A 19,476-nucleotide genomic window follows, 5' to 3' on the forward strand; every position below is an offset into this window, starting at 1 on the left:
CGCATCACCGCCGATGGATGTGCATTATAGACCATTAAATTCCTTTAGCAACCCCTTTTTTAATTTAATATTATCACATGTTCGTTTTTTAGCCTTTTTAGCATTTTATCTATATTATTTGATCAATTTTACATTGATAATAGGTTATCAATTTTGTATTAAAACATATCTCCACCCAACTGCACATTAAGTATTAGCCTGGCTGGCGGTTAAGGAATTATATGAATTATTCTAATTTAATTTTACTAAGCGTGTTATCTGTAGGTGTTTGTACCTCTATATATGCTCAAGAAAACACGGTAAGTGAATCTGCTAATGCGAGTTCATTAGAAGAAACAGGGCCAAACCATCCCCGTTCCCAAATTATTAAAGATTTAAAAAATATTAAAGTTAAAGATTTAAAAATTAATGCAAATGCAGCTCAACCAGATCTTGTCAAAGATCCTTTGCAATCATTGAACCGTCCAATTTATTCTTTTAATGATATGTTGGATCGCAATTTTTTACGCCCAGTTGCTGTTCAATATAGAGAAAAAACCCCAGAAGATGTACGTGGTTCTTATCGCCAATTCCGTAAAAATCTTGGTGAACCTTGGAATGCTGTCAATCAGCTTATTCAAGGCCGTCCTGGCCGTGCAGCAAAAACTTTAGGTCGATTTACAATTAACACCTTAACCACTCTTGGTTTGGCTGACCCAGCAAGTCGCTTAGGTTTACCAACTGAAGAAGAGAACTTTGGTGTAACTCTTGGCTACTATGGCGTTCCTTCTGGCCCATTCCTTATGTTGCCTTTTTTTGGTCCAAGCACCTTACGTGATGGTTTTGGTTTAGCAGTAGATGCTCAAGCTCGTCCACAAAAATACGTTATGGATGATCAAGAAGGTCTTTATTGGTCGAGTAATCTATTACAAGCTGTAGATACACGCGCCCAATATCTTGACTTAGATCAAACCTTACAAGGTGATCAATACGCTATGATTCGGGACTTATACCTCCAGCGTAAAGCATTCCAAATTGCAGAGAAAAAGGGCGATTCAGCCGATGTGTCTTTCATTGATGATGACTCAGAAGATACACCAGATGAGAATCAAAACCCTTAACATGAAATAAAGGTGTTGCTTGGATTAAGAGTTCGGCAATACCTTGATTTTGATCATACATACTCTATGATGAATAAAGTGATCATATAAAAGGACTACCATATCTTCTATGTATTTTATTAAACCGACACGCTCTATTCCTTATTTAGAGCAAGCTTTGGATAAACTGCCAGGCTTACAAGTCATTAACATAGATGATTTAGATTTATATGATCCAACCATCATTGCAATTGCAGATGTACAAGATTTCCTGACTTATAAATGGAATTTGCCAACGGTCGTAATTGCTTTTGAACATGAAGGTACCGCTTTAGCGCATGCATGGGAAGCAGGTGCTCTTGCAGGCTGGGTGTGGAATCAGTTACCTAGCGATTTAAATAAAGCCCTATCAAGAATTGATGCTCAATATAAGCGTAATCAAGATAGTCGTGATTTACCTTCGGCTGCTGAACTGCAAAAACGTTTATTGCCTAATCCAATTGATCTATTAAATTATGAAGTCGAAACTTTCTTTCAGCCTTCAGCTTATCTTTCCGGTGATTGGTACGACTATTGGAAATTAAATGATAAAGAAGTTTTATTCTATCTTGCTGATGTTTCAGGTCATGGTGTAACCAGTAGTTTATTAACATCATGGATGGCAGCATTTCATGGTCGCTCTAAGACCCCAAGACAATTAATAAAAAAATTAAATGGGATGTTAGTTCAAGAGAATATCGAAAAGCACATTACGATTGTGGTGGGTATTTTAAACCTCGAAACACATACTCTTCGCTGGTCAAGTGCTGGACATTATCCGCCTCCTATCATTTTTGAACCTAATCAGGCACCGAAGATTCTAACAACGAGCAGTTTCCCCTTAGGTTTAACTGATGAACTTGAAGTTGAAGAGCATATTTGTACATTAAATCGCCATGCTCGCTTCATTGTTTGCTCAGACGGAGCCCTCGAACCTTTTGATGGCGGTTTAAACGATCAGTTCCAACAATTGGTCCATCATTTGCAAAATCAATCATTTCAAGCACCCGATCATGTGGCCGACGATATTGCCATCTTCAGTCTTTGTCGAATGAATTAATTTACGAATCAATTAATTACATAATATACGACTTAAGGACTCTTGAGTCTGGGATGGCACTATGTGATAATTTTTCTATCCTTCTCTGAAAATGGCATTTATATGTCAACAGGTCATGTTGAATATGCAAGTTTAAATGGAACGCATATTTTCAAACTTATTGGTGAAGTGCGAGCCCATTCTTGTATAAGTCTAGACAAACTTTTAAACAGAATTGAACAGCAAGAGAATGTTGTAGGTGCAATCGTTGATTTAACCCAAACAACATTTATTGATAGTACTGTATTAGGCATCCTAGCTAAGCTGGGTTTAAAGCTTAAACAGACTCATCATATTCAAGCTGTGATGCTATCTACCAATCCAGATATCACAACCTTAGCCAATAGTATGGGGCTAGGGCAGGTTTTTGTCATTTTGAATTATTGTGGTGATCCTAACGTTTGCACATTAACGTTAACAGATGAACAAATAACTCATAATGCAATGCTAAGAACTGTTCTGGATGCACATAAGACATTGATGAAACTCAATGCAAACAATCAGAATATGTTTGAGCCACTTGTTAAGCAGTTACAGAAAGAACAAGATACTCTTGAACAGGTATCGGACAAGCAAAATGCCTGATTTTCACCATTAAGCCGGATTAGAATATGACCCTCGTTTCTGTTGCTCAAATGAACTCTCAAGATGATATTGAAAATAATTTTCAAGTCATTGAGTCTTTGATTCAACAGAGCAAGGCACAAAATGCCAGTTTGATTGTTTTCCCCGAAAACTTTGTATGTTTTGCTGCTGGAAAACAACGTGAAACTGCTGAGCAATTTGAATCTATTCAACAAAGGCTTGAGAAACTCGCACATCAATATCAAATCTGGATTGTGGCTGGCACCTTACCTTGCCCATTCCGTCCAGATGGATCCACTATTCAAGATGGTCGCGTCCGAACTGTTAGCCTCTGTATTAGCCCTGAGCGTACAGAAGCGCGTTATGACAAGATCCATTTATTTGATGTACAAGTGGGTGATGCTGTCGGTGGTTATCAGGAATCTCGTTTCTTTGAACCAGGAACAGACGTAGTAGTCACATCTACTCCTTTTGGCAATATTGGCTTAATGGTATGTTATGACTTGCGTTTTCCAGAGCTTGCTCTAACGCTAAGACAACAAGGCGCTCATATTCTTACTGCCCCTGCTGCATTTACCTATACAACTGGAGAAATGCACTGGCAGCTTTTGTTACAAGCTCGGGCAATGGATAGCCAATGTTATGTTTTAGGTGCAGCACAACAGGGCTGGCATGGTGAAAAACGACAGACATGGGGACACTCTGGGGCAACTGATAGTCGTGGCCAAATTTTAAGTATGATTGGATATGAAGGAAATGGTTTAATTACTGTGCCCTTTGATCTAACAGCGCAAGATCTCGTCCGCTCTTCAATGCCTCTAATGACACACCGTAAATTAATTCACTATTAAAAGTTTAATTATTCATGTGGAAATACTTATTTAGCTTTTTTTGCTTGGGGGCAAATATTCATTGTTATGCTGAGTTTGGGACAACGAATCATTTCGTTTCACCAACAGCACAGCTCAAATCAGATATTCTTCCCTCTACACCTAAAGATATTCCTTTGCCTGCATTTGGCCAAAGAATAATTGGATGGGGCACTGGCGCAGAAGGCGCAAGACAACGTTTAGAAAATATTCAGCCAGCAGATGTTTCTATGATTAAAAAACAAGGAACAACGCTTGAAATGATTACTGCATGGCAAGATTTTTATGAACAAGAGCAACAACGCAATGCAAATAATCCTACCGCTAAATATCGTGCGCGTTTAATGAAAAAAATTGCAGATCTGTGGTAGACAATTTTATCTAAAATATTTTTATATTATGGAGTAATTGATGTAATTATTCCATTTTTTATATCCCTTAATTTACTTTATTCATAACCTATTCTGATGAACATTTAAGAAACTGAATAGAACGCGATATACTACAAAAGCAATATGAGTTTCTTTGAGGAATATATGGACCAAGACTGTCAAAACTTAAAGCTTGAGAATCAATTATGTTTCCTCATTTATTCAACAAATTTAGCTCTTAATCAGCTCTACCGAAAACTTCTCGCGCCTTTGGGGCTTACCTATCCCCAATATTTAGTGATGTTAGTTTTGTGGGAACAGGATGAAGTGACTGTTTCAGAAATTGGCACCAAACTTTTTTTAGAATCATCCACTCTCACTCCTATCTTGAAAAAGTTAGAAGCGCTGCATTTGCTTCATCGTACCCGCTCAACTCAAGACGAGAGACAAGTGATTATTACACTTAGCGATGAAGGAAAAAAATTAAAAGATCAAGCATTGGATATTCCCGCAGGCGTACTAGAAGCAAGTTCATGTGACATGACAACACTATTAGGCTTGAAAGATCAACTTACCAAACTCCGTACAAACCTAGTTAAATAAACAGCAATTTTTTCAAAAAATATACTTGTCAAAATAATTAAGTCGTGTACGATATATTTGTATTCAATTTATTTTAGGAATAAAAACGATGTCATTAGAAAAAGTTGTTTATCGTGCAAAAGCTAAAGCAACCGGTGGTCGTGATGGCCGTGCAACTTCATCTGACGGTGTATTAGATGTACAACTTGGTGTACCTAAAGAAATGGGTGGCGCTGGTGGTGCCGTAACAAACCCTGAGCAATTATTTGCAGCTGGCTATTCAGCATGCTTTTTAGGAGCTTTAAAATTTGTTGCAAACCGCGATAAATTTAACATTAGTAAAGATGCTTACGTAGAAGGTGAAGTAGGTATTGGTCCAATTCCTACAGGTTTTAGCATCGAAGTAACTTTAAATGTTTACTTAGTGGGTATGGACCGTGAAGAAGCTGAAAAATTAGTTGCAGCAGCTCATATTGTTTGCCCATATTCAAATGCAACTCGCAACAATATTGATGTAACTTTTAATATTGTGACTGAATAAGTTTCGATATAAAAAATGCCCGAATCATATCGGGCATTTTTATTACGTGTTACAGATTAGACTTCGCTTGCCTCATTGGTTACTCGAAGCACTTCTTCAAGTGTCGTTTTACCTGCGAGTACTTTGCGCAGACCATCATCACGAATAGAACCTGAATACTCACGAGCATGATTTTCTAATTCATATTCAGCCGCATTACCATGAATGAGACGACGCATCGGTTCATCAACTGGTACGATTTCATAAATGGCTGTACGTCCATTAAAGCCTAAATGTGAGCAATGGTCACACCCTTTGGCTTCAGGTAACTGCAACAATGGTTCATTATGAATATGTTGAAAAACCTGTTTTTCAAAAGTATCAGCTTCACGCCATGTCATACAATGTGGACATAAGGTACGAACCAAACGTTGAGCAATCACCCCAATTAAAGAGCTTGATAATAAGAAGGGTTCAATCCCCATATCTTTAAGTCGAGTAACCGCACCAATAGCTGTATTGGTATGTAGTGTCGATAAAACCAAATGTCCAGTTAACGATGCTTGCACTGCAATTTCAGCCGTTTCCAAGTCACGAATCTCACCTACCATCACCACATCTGGATCTTGACGTAACATTGCTTTTAAAGCACGAGCAAACGTCATATCCACTTTGGTATTGACTTGTGTTTGACCAATGCCTTCAAGTTGATATTCAATCGGATCTTCGGCAGTTAAGATGTTGCGCGTATTATCATTTAGATCAGATAAGGCTGCATACAAAGTCGTTGTTTTCCCCGAACCTGTAGGCCCTGTGACCAAAATAATGCCATGAGGACGATGTACTAACTGAGTTAAACGCTCATAGTCATTTGCCATCAGTCCCAAATGGATCATATTAAGTCGACCAGCTTGTTTATCAAGCAAACGCATTACGACCCGTTCACCATGTGAAGATGGTAAAGTCGAAACACGAACATCTACTTCTCGGCCAGCAAGGCGTAAAGAAATACGTCCATCTTGTGGCACTCGCTTTTCTGCAATATCGAGTTTTGCCATGACTTTAATACGTGAAACCAGCAACGGTGCCAACTCACGGCGCGGCTGTACAACTTCACGTAATTGACCATCTACACGTAATCGTACAGATAATTTCTTTTCGAAAGCTTCAATGTGAATATCAGAAGCCCCTACTCGAATTGCCTCTGAAAGTAGTGCATTGATCAGACGAACAATTGGAGCATCATCTTCCTGATCCATCAAATCTTCTGTCTCAGGAACCTGATCGGCCAAACTTAATAAATCAGGATGATCTTCTAAACCTGCTGCAACTTGTTGTGATTCCCCTGTATCGCCGGCATAGCTTGTACTTAAGAGCGTATTAAATTCTTGTTCAGTACATAATTGGAAGTGAGCTGGCTTACCTAGAATTCGTCTTGCTTCCTGCAATGCAATTTTTTCAGTGTTTTGACGTCTAATAATAAATACTTGATCACCGTCATAACGAAATAAAACACCATGACGCTTGGCAAAACTATATGGAACTTGTATTTGTTTCAATATTTGCATCACAATTTATAATGATGAGTAAGATGATTTTGAGTGTACTCTAAGCAGATTACAGCGTGAAGTCTGTTTAACAACTCGGTAGAGGAATTTTACGTCTTGTTTGAAAATAATGAATATCAGCCTCGCCCCCAAAATTCCTTAAAATGGTGGGGAGAGCAGCACTTTGAAATTAACCAGTCCAAAGCATGGCAATTCGGTTCAATGCTTTTTCGTCTAACGCGCGGTATAAAAGAATGGCGTATCGAATATTATCGCCCATCTCTTCAAGACGATAATGAGCAAGATTGGCATCCAATTGCCGATCCGAATTTTGCCTTTCCGCATACTGTTCAAGTAGAACGCTACATGTTTCGGAAAACTAATCCAGAATTTTTACTTATGCCCCGTCTGGCAGATCGTTCTGTAGTCATTAAACCCGTTGATCCTATCTACATTCCAGCAGGTCAACGCGGAACTCTTTATATTAGTACCCCCCTATGGATTGCAGGTTTAGTTGAAAGTCAGCATGAGCCTTTGTTTGAGATTCCTGTGATTCAGCCTAAAGATACGTGGTTTGGTCCAAATGCCCAGCAAGGTGAAATTTGTTATGCCACTTCTGTCGATGGGCGTACCGATTTGAACCTGTTAACACCTCGTGCTTTTCGTGCTGTAACCCCAATTGATTTTCACAACACCAGTAATCATCAATTACGTTTTGACCGCATGAACGTGCCCGTTACAGCTCTACCTCTTTTTTATAGTGAAAGTACTGGCCGTTTATGGACTTCTCAAATTAAAGTTTATTATGAAGGTTCTGATCGTCCTGCACGAATTCGTATTGAAAACCGTACGCCCCCTCTTGCTGGTGAAGTGACCTATGTTCACCCACCACGTTCACCTGGTGGAGCATTATTCAATATGTTTGATTCATTCTTTTAAGAGGTTTATATGGCTGATACAAGTATTCCTAAGGATATCGCTGATAGCCTCACAAGCATATTTACCAATATCAATACCGAACGTATTAGTGAAATTTTAGTCGGTGTTGTGCTGTGTTTTATTGGTTTTGTTCTTGCCCGTATTATTTCAAATACATTTATTAGAACCATTGGCTCACGTTTTAATGCTCATCAACGTCTGGTGTGGCGTCGCGGTATTTTTTATTTTATTTTCTTACTCTTCATTATGACGAGTTTAAAAGAAGCTGGTTTTAAACTGAGTGTATTTCTTGGCGCGGCAGGAATTTTAACCGTAGCGCTCGGTTTCGCATCGCAAACATCAGCCAGTAACTTGATTAGTGGTTTATTTTTGATTGGTGAAGGATCATTTGAAGTCGGTGATACGATCCAGATTACGCTCATTCGTGGAAATACAATTGAAGGTGAAGTGATCTCGATTGATTTGCTTTCGGTTAAGCTACTTACATTAGACAATGTCTATATTCGTTTGCCAAACGAACAACTCATTCGTGCTCCCGTGCACAACTTATCTAAATATCCTATACGACGTATTCCAATTACGCTCGCAATCAACTTCCATGAAGACATCATTAAAGTTCGTGAGGTTTTACTGAATGTAGCAGCTCATTATCCACTTGTATTAGATGACCCAAAGCCTGCTGTTACAGTGACCGCATTCAGAGAATCATCAATTGAGCTTTTATTTACAATGTGGTGTCGACAAGAGAACTCTTTAAAAGTTCGAGATGAGATGCAAGAACGAATTCGAAATGGATTTTTAGATAACCGAATTGAAATTCCTGTTCCTAAAATGGGTTTGATTGATCGACCATCTAGTGTTTTTGCTGAAGATGATATCGATCAATACAGTAATCAAAAAGAATTAAATCGAGAGCCTAAAGCTTAGGCTCTTCATTTTTCTGTACAGCGGATGATGGTGGTAATGGCGCAAGATAAGCAATAATCAACATTACCCCACCCGCGCCAATAAATGAAATGACTCGAGTTAAAGTCGCACTTTGCGATAGATCAAGCAAAATCAGCTTTAATACCACAATCCCTAAAAGTGCAGCACCTACAAACCATAATTGACGAATCATTTTTCGGCTAGAGAATGTAGTTAAAATAAATGCCAAGATTACCCAAAGCAATGTCAGACTTAACTGTACGATTCCATTTGTCCAAATTGCAGCACTCCAGAGTGGTGTTGCCCAGTAATAGTGCAAGCCTCTGACCACCACACTACTGAATACCAACAACCCCACTAGAATTGTTGTAATTTTAAAAGTCCATTCCAGTGATTTATCTTGATCAAAAGCATGCTGATAAATAATAAAGAGTAGACCAGCAAATACTGAAATTGAAAGGAAGTCAGTTAAGCTGATCAAAGGAACAAAGTAAAGGTACTCGGCAGAATGGATATCGACACTCACCACAAGCAACCAAAGTAAACTTAAACACCACACCGGAATTTGATGTAACAAAGCAGTTTTATGGGACTTATACGCCCAGAGTGAATAAACTACGGGTACAAAAGCCAAAGCAACTATTGGCATTTGTGGAAAGATCGCCAAACCAATCATCGCTAATGCAAGCCAACTTAAACCAGACCAGACCTTTAAAGATCCAAACTGACCTGATTGCGGTTGAGCCATAATGAATAAAGCACTAAGAAGCGTTGCTGCAATGAGGAAAGTACCCTGCTGTAATATACTCCGCCATTTAAACATGCTGAATACTTGACTGGTAAAGGCCTCACCCAAAATTAACAATAATAACAGGCTAATTAAACTTAACTGTAAGCTCTGCCATTGGACTCTTAGTTTGTAGTGAACCACTACACTAAATATTGATAATAATAGTATCGCAATCATCAAATATGGGCTTAAGCCATGATGTTGCCATGTCAAAATTTCTATACCAGCGATAGCGCCCACATACATACCTAAGCATAAGAAAATGCCGCTAAACATGCTGGCGCTAAAATAGTGTTGCTCTTTACTGTTGTATTGCAATAAATAATAGGCCGAAATGAATTGGGCAATTGCATAAATGCTTGTGCTTAGCGTCGGGAACTCTGCATTCGCCCAAAATTGATAAAACAATGCAACCGAACTGAGTAAAACTAAAATTACACCAATATATCGGCTCAAACGGTAGCGCTCAGTTACTCCCCATACAATGAGGGCCGTACCTTGAGCAACCCAACCAATCGCAGTCCAATGTGCCCCTTTCGCGAGTGGAAAGATTAAGGCGAAAAATGCAACGGCAAGGATGAAAAAGCTTTTAGCAAGAACTGAAAGTTGAGGATGGGTCTTTTTGATCCAGAAAGTTAATACCGCATAAGTACCAGCCAAAACAGCAGCACCAATCGTCAACGCTTGAGTAGACTCATGGACTAAATAGGCATGTAGCGTAAAGCCTAATACAGGCACACTAAAAATAAGACCGACATCTAAGAGCGGAGGTAAACGAATGCCTTCTTGTTGTTCACGTGCTGAAACTCGAGATATATTTTGGCTATAACGGACACTAAGCCAAATAAACAGAGCTATATGTAGCCATAAAATCCAGTCTAATGTGTCAAATTTTGCTGGTTCTGCATAAAAACCTATCGCACTACCACCAATAAACATCGTGGCAAAGAAAGCAATCTGATTTAAGATTTTCCAAGGCTGAATAAAATTAACCGCAGCAACTGCTAAGTTAATTACCAAATAGTAGCTGAATAGGAAGACTACATCTGGACGATATTGTGGAATAACTAAAGGGGCTGCATAGGCCATGCCGAGTGCTAAAATTGCCAAATAAATAGCTTGTTGTTTTAAACTTAGGAATACCGTAATAGCCAATAAGATCGTAAACAGAATACTGGCTGTAGTTAGATTGGCAATTACACCAAAATGATGTGAGAACACGAGTGTTAGGAATACAACAGCTAGTCCTACACCCTGCAATGCCACAGCAAAAAGTTGATTTTTCTTTTGCAAGCTATATCCAAATGCCGTTAATACACCTCCGGCAATTGCAATAAAACCAAGTTTTACACCTAAACCAAGTTGCCAGTGTTCACTTGCGAAACGCAATAACAACACCACCCCAACCATCAACACAGCCACCGCAACTCTTAAAATTGGATTACCATGGACCATCCAATCGACTGCTGGTTGCCACCATGTACTCTTTACATGAGTTGGTTGTTCTGTTTGATTTAAAATTGCCGTTTCAACAGGGATTAACGTGTCTGTACTATTGGAATCAACTTGCACTACCGCTGGAGTTATAATTTCTGTTTGTAGAGTTTCGTTTACATGAACAGTTGGTTTTGCCGACTCAAGGTATAACAGTCGAGTATGAAACGCACTAATTGTTTGAATCAAACATAGCAATAAAACCAGTAATGCCCCAACAGCAATCCACATCCAGTGATTCATATAAGCAACTAATGCAACCAAGGCGGCTGCATAAATCACTATTGTTTGTGTATGAATAGAATAAAGTGGTTTTTTCTGCTGAGAAAACTGTTGTTCTAAATGAGTCAGACGCTGATGCAGATTTGATAATAACTGAACCAGTACTACCACGAGTGCAATAGATAAAGCAGCAACAACACTCTGGAATTTAAAACCAATTGAAATGGCTAAAAACAAAGTCAAAGCGATCAAAACAATGATCATTCCCTGTTTGTCTTTTTTATACATGGGCTTAGCAATATGACACCTTCATTACATGTCATCTTACTTTAAGCCAATACAAGCGTATATTTATACATACAAAATACTGCAAAAATCATAAACCTGCATTCATAGCCGTTTTCACGTAAAATACCCGTAATTCAAATTAAGGAATTGTTCAATGCCACCATTTGTCTTGGTTGATGGGTCCTATTTTTTATTTCGTGCATATCATGCATTACCACCATTGACGACCTCTACAGGGTTACATACCAATGCAATACGTGGAGCAATTTCTGCGATTCAGAAACTTATGCGTCGTATGCAACCGACGCATATGGCCGTGATTTTTGATACGCCTGAGCCAACTTTCCGTCATAAGCTTTCACCTATTTATAAAGGTGATCGCCCAACCATGCCTGAAGAGTTATCTCAACAGATTCCATATTTACATGCATTGATTAAAGCTCAAGGGATTCCTTTATACAGTCTTCCTGGCGCTGAAGCTGATGATATTATCGGGACACTTGCTAAACGTGCCGTGCTTGAAGGGCATCATGTACTTATCTCAACTGGAGATAAAGACATGGCTCAGCTCGTCAATGATCATGTCAAACTTGAAGATAGCTTTAAAGATCGCGTAATGGACACCGACGGTGTATTTGAAAAATTTGGCGTTTGGCCAAATCAGATTATCGACTATTTAACGCTAATGGGTGATGCATCCGACGGCATTATGGGTGTTCCAGGTGTAGGTGCAAAAACAGCAGCTAAGTTACTGACTGAATATGGCACTTTAGACAATATCATTGCCAATGCTGATCAACTTAAAGGCAAGATTAGCCAAAATATTAAAGATAATTTAGACAATATTAAGCTTGATCACCAGTTAGCTAGCATTGTCTGTGATCTTCCTTTAGAACTCGACTGGCATGAATTAAAGCTTACCGATCCAAATGTTGATGCTTTACGCAACTTATATACTGAGCTTGAATTTAGAAATCAGTTACAGTCACTTGATCATCCGAATAATCCGAACAGCTCTACTTATAAACAACAAGCTTCACAAGTAGTCGTTCAAGATGAAGTTAAACCGGCTGACGCTATAGAAACCGAAGATCAAGCAAGCTTAACCAGTCAAGATGACCAACTTGGCACTGCAAATTATCATACTGTTTTAACTCAAGAAGCATGGGATCAACTCTTGCAACGCATGCAAAATGCTGATCATTTTGCTATTGATACAGAAACTACAAGTCTCGATTATCGTATTGCCGAGATGGTTGGTTTTTCAATCGCGTTTGATGCACAAGATGCATACTATGTGCCTTTAGCGCATAATTATGAAAATGCACCGCAGCAACTGGACCGTGAACAAATACTGGGTCAAATTAAGCCTGTATTAGAAAATGAAACGGTTAAAAAAATTGGTCACCATCTTAAATATGATGCACACATTTTTGCAAACCACGGTATAGAACTTAAAGGCTGGTATTTCGATAGCATGCTGGCATCGTATGTACTAAATGCAGCAGCAACTCGTCATGGCATGGATGATGTAGCTCGTGTCTACTTAAGCCACTTAACCACCACTTTTGAACAAATTGCTGGTAAGGGTGCAAAGCAGAAAACTTTTAATCAAATTGAGATTGAAGTTGCTGCTCACTATGCAGCAGAAGATGCACATGTGACCTATCGTTTGTATGAAGTACTTTCAAACAAACTTAAGCCATTTCCTGAGTTAGAAAATATTTTATATAACATCGAAATGCCGGTTGCCCGAATTTTGTCAGGCATGGAAGAAGATGGTATACGTTTAGATCATGCGTTCTTAGATAAATTAAGCGTTGAGTTTGCAAAAACCATGGAAGGCCTTGAAAATCAGGCTATGGAAATTGCAGATGAAACTTTTAATATTGCTTCACCTAAGCAAGTAGGCGAAATCCTATTTGATAAATTAGGAATCAAAGGCGGTAAAAAAACTGCAACTGGACAATACAGCACCAGTGAAAGTGTTTTAGAAAAAATTGAACATCCTTTAGCGGAAATTATTCTAGAGCATCGTGGTTTAGCAAAACTAAAAAGTACCTATACGGACCGTCTAGTTGAGCAGTCTCATAACGACACGCATCGTGTACATACGAGTTATCACCAAGCACTCACAGCGACAGGCCGTCTCTCCTCTTCTGATCCTAACTTACAAAATATTCCAATTCGTAGACAAATTGGCCGTCAGATTCGTAAAGCATTCATTGCACCAGAAGGCCGAGTTCTATTGGCTGCCGATTACTCGCAAATTGAACTGCGTTTAATGGCACATTTTTCTCAAGATGATGCTTTAGTACATGCGTTCCAGCATGGACAAGACGTTCACCGCCGTACTGCTGCAGAAGTATTGGGGATTGATATCGAAGATGTGACCAATGATCAACGTCGTCAAGCCAAGGCAGTAAACTTTGGTCTACTTTATGGTATGTCTGAGTTTGGTTTGATTCGTCAGTTAGGTTTCACACGTCAAGAATCGCAAAATTATATTAAACAATATTTCCAACGCTATCCTGGCATCTATGAATATATGCAACGCACGCGTCAAGTTGCATCAGAGCAAGGTTTTGTTGAAACTATTTTAGGCCGTCGTCTTTATACACCAGATATTGATGCACGAAATGTGATGGTGCGTAAGGCTGCCGAACGTGCTGCAATCAATGCACCTTTACAAGGTAGTGCAGCTGATATTATTAAAATTGCGATGATTGAAGTCGATAAAATCTTGCCAAAAGATCAAGCCAAATTACTACTTCAAGTACACGATGAATTAGTTTTTGAAGCCGATCAAAACATTGCTGAAGAACTTTCCAAACAAATCGCAAAAGTCATGGAATCTGTTGTAGAAATTTCTGTGCCTTTAGTGGTTGAAGTAGGACAAGGACAAAACTGGGATGACGCTCATTAATTAATAGAAATAAAAAAAGGGCTGTGAAATACAGCCCTTTTTATTGAGTTAGCTTAAAGACCAGTTAAGAGAACTTTAGCAACTTCATTCATTAAAATTTCGGCAATATAGAGTGCCAAAAATGCCAAAATTGGCGATAAGTCAATCATTCCCATATTAGGCAATAAACGACGGAATGGTGCGAGTAATGGTTCAGCTAAATCTTGAATCACTTCAATATAAGGTGAACGAGATTGAGTGAACATAACCACCCAGCTCAAAATGATTGTCGCGAAAATTAAATAACGGCAGAAACGAATCAAGTCCTGAATCATAGTCACAAATGTCAGAATCACTAAATGAATCGGACTATTTGGCATAGAACCAGACAGATACATCACACCGAAAATTTTCAGTAAATATAAAATAATTAAAAGAGCTAACGCAGCTAAATTAAACCGGCCTTTTGCGACCGTCGGAAAAATTCGGCCAAAAATATCAACAATTTTAGTCGCCTTTACGGTCGATAAAACCACAGGATTATAAGGACTTACTGCCGCCAATTGCATTAAAAAACGGAAAAAGACCAATAAAATCGCGACATTAATTAAAATTCCAAAAATTAGCGCAGAATTTGCACCCATAGTTGTCTTATCCTATTTAAGCTATTTCGCACTGTCACTCAATTCTTGAGCCAATTCTTGGCTACGCTTCTGTGCAGCAGCCAATGCAGATTGAATATTTTGGGAGATTTGTGCACGGTCAAAAACTTCAAGTGCGGCTTGTGTTGTACCATTTGGCGATGTCACATTCTTACGAAGTTCAGATGGAGTGTTTGAACTGGTAATTGCCATTTGAGCTGCACCTAACGCCGTTTGAAGAGTTAACGCAGTTGCAACTTTTTCATCCAGTCCTAAATTTTTACCCGCACGGATCATACTTTCCATCAGATAGAAAAAATATGCAGGGCCTGAACCAGAAACTGCTGTTACCGCATCAATTTGAGCTTCGGAGTTTACCCAAATTGTTAAGCCTGTGGCCGCTAAAATCTGACTTGTTAATTCACGATCCGAAGCACTGACTACATCATTTGCATAGATACCGTGCGCGCCAGTTTGAACCAGAGCTGGAGTATTCGGCATAACGCGAACAATTCGATTGCTATCAATTAAGTTTGATATCGTTTGAATTTCAGCACCAGCAATAATTGAAATGACCAATTTATCTGATAAAAGACCTTTCAACGGACGTAAAACAGTCGCCAAAACTTGCGGCTTTACCGCCAGTACGACAACATCAGCATTTTGAATTGCAGCCACGTTATCTTGTGTTACGTGGACTTCTTTCTCTTGTAATAATTGACGGATCTGCTCAACAGGATCTGAAACAGTAATACGTGTCGGTGGTAAACCTCTTGAAATGAGCCCGCCAATTAACGCTTGGGCCATATTACCGCCACCAATAAAACAGATATTACAATTTACTGCACTTGCCATAACCATATTCGCCATTTACCAGATTACAAGAATGAGAAATTAAATCCGGTTGCCATCCTCCTTGCTCACAATACGGAGACTGAGCCAACCAAAATCCTTTCGGTGTAAAAACCCCAAGCATAACATTATCTATGACTAATATTTGAATTGTATGACGAAGCCAAGGCAAAATATGTGCTTCTTGAATTGCTTTTTTTAATGGCCATTGCCCAACACGACCGTATAAATGGACTTTTTCTCCACCTTGACGTCGACTTATTGTCAATTTTTTATTTAATAAAGATGGACTCAAACCGATATTTTTTTGTGTGATCTGAAAATTTCCTGAAGCGTAATGCACTATTTCCCCCATTTGGAAATGATGCTCTGACTCAGCTTCAACTGGGTTTAATTTTTCAGCAAGAAAAACTTGCTTACTCAATCTATAAAGATGGTATTGATAACGGACATAGTAAAACTGATTCCAGTGTAATGCTGCTTGTGCATCGGACTTTGAATCAATCACTTCATTTTTTAAACGCTCAACCATTTCAAATGCAGGTCGATATTGCTCATCACCTTTCATCCAAACCGAAAGTAATTGACGTTGACGGGCAACTGATAAATCTAAAAGTTTAGTTAAGTCTAAACACTCAGCAGTACCACAATGTTTTAAATCAGCTTTCAAAACTTCTTCTAAAATTTCAGAAGCATCTTGCATGAGATAACTGGTTCGGCTCAGTGCTTGCTGCATTTTAGGAAATCTGTTTTGTAAAAATGGCCAAAGTTCCTCACGCGACCACGCCCGATCATAATGAATATCGTAATTTGTCGGGTCATTTACATACTCAATTTCAAGTTGAGTAGTCCAATCAGTAATTTGCTCACGAGATAAGTCTAAAAAAGGACGCCAAATCGTCATGTCTACACGGTAATCCACAGACTGCATTGCAGCTAATCCATCAACACCTGCACCCGATAATAAACGGAGTATGACTGTTTCAGCCTGATCTTGCTGATGATGAGCAAGTACTAAGGTTTCATTCGGTTGCAAATGCTGTCGATAAGCTTGATAACGCGCCTGACGTGCTTCAGCCTCCAAATTACCATCGGTAACCTGAACTTTTTGAATAATAAAAGGAATATCTAAACGAGTAGCTTGTTCAGCGACTAGTTTCCCCCACTCTGCACTTTGTGATTGCAGTTGATGATCGATATAGATTGCTCGGATCTTTTGAGGGAAAATTTGAGACATCAAATGTAGCAGCAGCATAGAATCCATGCCGCCACTACATCCAATAAGAAAAGAACTATTTTCTGTAAATAGTTGAGCCTGCTTTAAGACATTATGCCTAAATTTGCGCTGCCAAACTTCATTAAACGTTGATAACGTGCTTCGCATCGTTCATTTGCTTCCAGTGGTAGCAATTCATCCAAAGCTTGCTTCAGAACTACTTTTAGGTTTTGCATGACTTGCTCAGGGTCTAAATGTGCCCCCTCGCCTTCATCTACTACATATTCAACAATACCTAGAGATTGTAATTTGTCTGCTGTTAAACCTAAAGCTTCGCTCGCTTGAGCCGCTTTTTCAGCAGTTTTCCATAAAATAGATGCGCAGCCTTCTGGTGAAATCACAGAATAAATACTGTGCGACAACATAATGACTCTGTCAGCAACACCAATACCTAAAGCACCACCAGAACCACCTTCACCCAGTACTGTTGCAACAACAGGAACTTTCAAGCTTGAAAGTTGAGCAAGACTCGTTGCAATTGCTTCGGCTTGTCCACGCTCTTCAGCACCAACACCTGGGTAAGCACCCATCGTATCAATGAACGTGAAGACTGGAAGGTTAAAACGCTCAGCCATATCTAATAGGCGTTGAGATTTACGGTAACCTTCAGGATTAGCCATACCGAAGTTATGCTTTAATTTTTCACGGGTACTACGACCACGGTGTTGTCCAATGACCATCACAGGTTGACCGTCAAAACGAGCAAGACCACCTACCATCGCACCATCATCACCAAACAAACGATCACCATGCAAGGCGTCAAACTCTGTAAAGATTTCACCGACATAATCTAGAAACTGCGGACGTTCAGGATGACGTGCAATTTGAACCGTTGTCCAAGCTTTGGACTGAGTAGATTTTTTCATAGGTCGAATATTATCCCTTTAATCGATAAATTTTTCCGACTGAATATTCAATTCAATGTCCCAATGCTTAAACTGCTCTTGCTCATCGTGCAAGTCGGCAACTAACAATGGCCATTGTTTGGCATCACCAGAAACACTAAGCTGCCATTGTTGATCATTTATGATGGTCAGTTCAATGGCAGGAAGCATCTGATCACTTCGACTATGGTTGAGTAAAACTGCTAGGCGAAGTAATAAACTTAAGTAAAGTAATTTATGACCACCAGCCTTCAAAATTTCGTTTTTTACATCATTTCGCAATTTACGACGATGGTGAGCAACTAAATGTGAAAGATGATTTTGATCAATTTGCGAGAAACCTGGAATATCTGAGTGCTGTAATAAATAAGCACCGTGGCGATGATAACCACCATGACTAATTGCTAAACCAATTTCATGCAAATAAGCAGCTCGACGCAGTAAGTCACTGTCTTCACTCGTTAAATTAAGAGATTTCGCAACACCATCAAATAATTGTTGTGCTGTGTTTACAACTCGTTCTGCTTGCTTTGGATCTGCGTTATAACGCCCCATTAAGGCCTGTACACTACGATCACGGATATCTTCATGTTTAAATCGACCTAACAGGTCATACATCACACCTTCGCGTAATGCACCATCAGAATATGCCAAACGATCAATTTCTAAAACTTCAAAAACTGCGTACAAAATTGCCAATCCGGCTGGCAAAACTGCTCGTCGATCTTCTCTTAGTCCTTCAAAATCAATTTCAGAAATATTTTTAAACTTAAGTAATTTATCTTTAAGTTTATATAGTCCTTCTCGAGTGACATTTTCTTGTTCATCACTTAAGCCCATATTGACCATAATTTGGCGACAGGCTTTAATTGTTCCACTCGAACCAACGACTGTATCCCATCCTTCCATTTTATAAGTGGTTGCAATAGCAGAAAGTTCTTTACGAGCAGCAACTACGGCCTTATCAAATGCTTTTTGTGTGATTTCGCCATCAGAAAAATATGCCGTTGTATAAGCCACGCAACCCATTTGTAATGACTCGGTGTAAATAGGTTCAAACTCTTCACCGATAATGAATTCGGTTGAACCACCACCAATATCAACAACTAAGCGACGCCCACCATTGGCCATGGTATGTGATACACCCAAATAGATCAGACGGGCTTCTTCTCGTCCTGCAATAATTTCAATAGGTTTAGGTAAAATTTCTGCAGCTTTTTGAATAAATTCATGACCATTTTTTGCCTGACGCAAGGCATTCGTAGCCACGATTCGTAAACGATTAGGTTGAACAGAGCTCAATCTTCCAACAAAACGGGCTAGACATGCTAAACCACGTTGCTGCGCGGCTTCTGTTAAATTTTTATTTTCATCTAAGCCAGCTGCAAGCTGTACTTTTTCTGACATCGAAGCAACTTTTTTAACTTCGCCATGATCTACCCGTGCAATTGCAAGGTGAAAGCTGTTCGACCCCATATCTATGGCGGCAAGTAATTCTTCATCAATCAGAAAGTCAGACATTATTGAACTAAACCCATAACAATTCACGCCTAGAGTAATTCACAAG

17 protein-coding genes are annotated in these 19,476 nt (G+C 39.2%); 10 read left to right on the forward strand and 7 right to left on the reverse strand.

Annotated features, from left to right (window positions below; translation table 11 throughout):
* Nucleotides 1–221 precede the first annotated feature (221 nt).
* The 7 genes from I7H67_RS06745 (at nucleotide 222) to I7H67_RS06775 (ending at nucleotide 5,165) form a co-directional block, all read left to right on the forward strand.
* Nucleotides 222–1,100, forward strand: coding sequence for a VacJ family lipoprotein (locus tag I7H67_RS06745; RefSeq protein WP_004794490.1), 879 nt, complete (start codon nucleotides 222–224; stop codon nucleotides 1,098–1,100).
* 109 nt (nucleotides 1,101–1,209) lie between these two features.
* On the forward strand, nucleotides 1,210–2,178 hold the full coding sequence (gene gigA / locus I7H67_RS06750; RefSeq protein WP_005302479.1) for an RsbU family protein phosphatase GigA: 969 nt from the start codon (nucleotides 1,210–1,212) through the stop codon (nucleotides 2,176–2,178).
* A gap of 102 nt (nucleotides 2,179–2,280) precedes the next feature.
* On the forward strand, nucleotides 2,281–2,802 hold the full coding sequence (gigB, locus tag I7H67_RS06755) for an anti-anti-sigma factor GigB (RefSeq protein WP_002117273.1): 522 nt from the start codon (nucleotides 2,281–2,283) through the stop codon (nucleotides 2,800–2,802).
* Between the two features lie 26 nt (nucleotides 2,803–2,828).
* Nucleotides 2,829–3,653, forward strand: coding sequence for a carbon-nitrogen hydrolase family protein (locus I7H67_RS06760; protein ID WP_198307435.1), 825 nt, complete (start codon nucleotides 2,829–2,831; stop codon nucleotides 3,651–3,653).
* Between the two features lie 14 nt (nucleotides 3,654–3,667).
* Complete coding sequence (locus tag I7H67_RS06765; protein WP_004794496.1) at nucleotides 3,668–4,042, forward strand: DUF4951 domain-containing protein; 375 nt, start codon at nucleotides 3,668–3,670, stop codon at nucleotides 4,040–4,042.
* A gap of 165 nt (nucleotides 4,043–4,207) precedes the next feature.
* Nucleotides 4,208–4,645: a MarR family winged helix-turn-helix transcriptional regulator gene (locus I7H67_RS06770; protein WP_191900457.1), complete on the forward strand. Its 438-nt coding sequence runs from the start codon at nucleotides 4,208–4,210 to the stop codon at nucleotides 4,643–4,645.
* Between the two features lie 88 nt (nucleotides 4,646–4,733).
* On the forward strand, nucleotides 4,734–5,165 hold the full coding sequence (locus I7H67_RS06775; protein ID WP_002117290.1) for an organic hydroperoxide resistance protein: 432 nt from the start codon (nucleotides 4,734–4,736) through the stop codon (nucleotides 5,163–5,165).
* Nucleotides 5,166–5,221: 56 nt separating this feature from the next.
* Here I7H67_RS06775 and gspE read toward each other — a convergent pair whose 3' ends face one another.
* Nucleotides 5,222–6,712, reverse strand: coding sequence for a type II secretion system ATPase GspE (gene gspE, locus I7H67_RS06780; RefSeq protein WP_049837851.1), 1,491 nt, complete (start codon nucleotides 6,710–6,712; stop codon nucleotides 5,222–5,224).
* A gap of 96 nt (nucleotides 6,713–6,808) precedes the next feature.
* Between gspE and I7H67_RS06785 the strand changes: the two genes are divergently transcribed.
* Nucleotides 6,809–7,630, forward strand: a complete 822-nt coding sequence (locus I7H67_RS06785; RefSeq protein WP_151822292.1) for a hypothetical protein — start codon at nucleotides 6,809–6,811, stop codon at nucleotides 7,628–7,630.
* 9 nt (nucleotides 7,631–7,639) lie between these two features.
* Nucleotides 7,640–8,557 carry a mechanosensitive ion channel family protein gene (locus tag I7H67_RS06790; RefSeq protein ID WP_049837853.1) on the forward strand — a complete coding sequence of 306 codons (918 nt, stop codon included), beginning with the start codon at nucleotides 7,640–7,642 and terminating at the stop codon, nucleotides 8,555–8,557.
* Here the strand turns inward: I7H67_RS06790 and I7H67_RS06795 are convergent.
* Nucleotides 8,547–11,351: a DUF2339 domain-containing protein gene (locus I7H67_RS06795; protein WP_198307436.1), complete on the reverse strand. Its 2,805-nt coding sequence runs from the start codon at nucleotides 11,349–11,351 to the stop codon at nucleotides 8,547–8,549. The two genes, I7H67_RS06790 and I7H67_RS06795, sit on opposite strands and share 11 nt — an antisense overlap.
* Before the next feature lie 154 nt (nucleotides 11,352–11,505).
* Here I7H67_RS06795 and polA point away from each other — a divergent pair, with 154 nt between their 5' ends.
* Entirely contained in the window at nucleotides 11,506–14,277 is a 2,772-nt protein-coding gene (gene polA, locus I7H67_RS06800; RefSeq protein WP_198307437.1) for a DNA polymerase I, read from the forward strand.
* A gap of 53 nt (nucleotides 14,278–14,330) precedes the next feature.
* Here polA and I7H67_RS06805 read toward each other — a convergent pair whose 3' ends face one another.
* The 5 genes from I7H67_RS06805 to ppx are packed head-to-tail and all read right to left on the reverse strand — an operon-like array spanning nucleotide 14,331 to nucleotide 19,430.
* Entirely contained in the window at nucleotides 14,331–14,900 is a 570-nt protein-coding gene (locus tag I7H67_RS06805; protein ID WP_004794512.1) for a YggT family protein, read from the reverse strand.
* 21 nt (nucleotides 14,901–14,921) lie between these two features.
* Nucleotides 14,922–15,758, reverse strand: coding sequence for a pyrroline-5-carboxylate reductase (gene proC, locus I7H67_RS06810; RefSeq protein ID WP_111855380.1), 837 nt, complete (start codon nucleotides 15,756–15,758; stop codon nucleotides 14,922–14,924).
* The gene (tilS, locus tag I7H67_RS06815; RefSeq protein WP_198307438.1) at nucleotides 15,730–17,133 is read right to left on the reverse strand and encodes a tRNA lysidine(34) synthetase TilS; all 1,404 of its coding nucleotides are present in this window, start codon (nucleotides 17,131–17,133) and stop codon (nucleotides 15,730–15,732) included. Before tilS ends, proC begins: the two co-directional genes overlap by 29 nt.
* Nucleotides 17,070–17,891, reverse strand: coding sequence for an acetyl-CoA carboxylase carboxyltransferase subunit alpha (locus I7H67_RS06820; protein WP_013198918.1), 822 nt, complete (start codon nucleotides 17,889–17,891; stop codon nucleotides 17,070–17,072). The genes tilS and I7H67_RS06820 overlap by 64 nt, the downstream gene beginning before the upstream one ends.
* 18 nt (nucleotides 17,892–17,909) lie before the next feature.
* The gene (ppx, locus tag I7H67_RS06825; protein ID WP_198307439.1) at nucleotides 17,910–19,430 is read right to left on the reverse strand and encodes an exopolyphosphatase; all 1,521 of its coding nucleotides are present in this window, start codon (nucleotides 19,428–19,430) and stop codon (nucleotides 17,910–17,912) included.
* Between the last annotated feature and the right edge of the window lie 46 nt (nucleotides 19,431–19,476).

This window comes from Acinetobacter sp. ACIN00229, from assembly GCF_016106645.1.
Taxonomy (GTDB): domain Bacteria; phylum Pseudomonadota; class Gammaproteobacteria; order Pseudomonadales; family Moraxellaceae; genus Acinetobacter; species Acinetobacter oleivorans.

Excerpts from the sequence above, each read along its gene's own strand:
- I7H67_RS06745 (WP_004794490.1), top strand. The coding sequence starts at position 222 with ATGAATTATTCTAATTTAATTTTACTAAGCGTGTTATCTGTAGGTGTT.
- gigA (WP_005302479.1), top strand. The coding sequence starts at position 1,210 with ATGTATTTTATTAAACCGACACGCTCTATTCCTTATTTAGAGCAAGCT.
- gigB (WP_002117273.1), top strand. The coding sequence starts at position 2,281 with ATGTCAACAGGTCATGTTGAATATGCAAGTTTAAATGGAACGCATATT.
- I7H67_RS06760 (WP_198307435.1), top strand. The coding sequence starts at position 2,829 with ATGACCCTCGTTTCTGTTGCTCAAATGAACTCTCAAGATGATATTGAA.
- I7H67_RS06765 (WP_004794496.1), top strand. The coding sequence starts at position 3,668 with ATGTGGAAATACTTATTTAGCTTTTTTTGCTTGGGGGCAAATATTCAT.
- I7H67_RS06770 (WP_191900457.1), top strand. The coding sequence starts at position 4,208 with ATGGACCAAGACTGTCAAAACTTAAAGCTTGAGAATCAATTATGTTTC.
- I7H67_RS06775 (WP_002117290.1), top strand. The coding sequence starts at position 4,734 with ATGTCATTAGAAAAAGTTGTTTATCGTGCAAAAGCTAAAGCAACCGGT.
- gspE (WP_049837851.1), bottom strand. The coding sequence starts at position 6,712 with ATGCAAATATTGAAACAAATACAAGTTCCATATAGTTTTGCCAAGCGT.
- I7H67_RS06790 (WP_049837853.1), top strand. The coding sequence starts at position 7,640 with ATGGCTGATACAAGTATTCCTAAGGATATCGCTGATAGCCTCACAAGC.
- I7H67_RS06795 (WP_198307436.1), bottom strand. The coding sequence starts at position 11,351 with ATGTATAAAAAAGACAAACAGGGAATGATCATTGTTTTGATCGCTTTG.
- polA (WP_198307437.1), top strand. The coding sequence starts at position 11,506 with ATGCCACCATTTGTCTTGGTTGATGGGTCCTATTTTTTATTTCGTGCA.
- I7H67_RS06805 (WP_004794512.1), bottom strand. The coding sequence starts at position 14,900 with ATGGGTGCAAATTCTGCGCTAATTTTTGGAATTTTAATTAATGTCGCG.
- proC (WP_111855380.1), bottom strand. The coding sequence starts at position 15,758 with ATGGTTATGGCAAGTGCAGTAAATTGTAATATCTGTTTTATTGGTGGC.
- tilS (WP_198307438.1), bottom strand. The coding sequence starts at position 17,133 with ATGCGAAGCACGTTATCAACGTTTAATGAAGTTTGGCAGCGCAAATTT.
- I7H67_RS06820 (WP_013198918.1), bottom strand. The coding sequence starts at position 17,891 with ATGAAAAAATCTACTCAGTCCAAAGCTTGGACAACGGTTCAAATTGCA.
- ppx (WP_198307439.1), bottom strand. The coding sequence starts at position 19,430 with ATGTCTGACTTTCTGATTGATGAAGAATTACTTGCCGCCATAGATATG.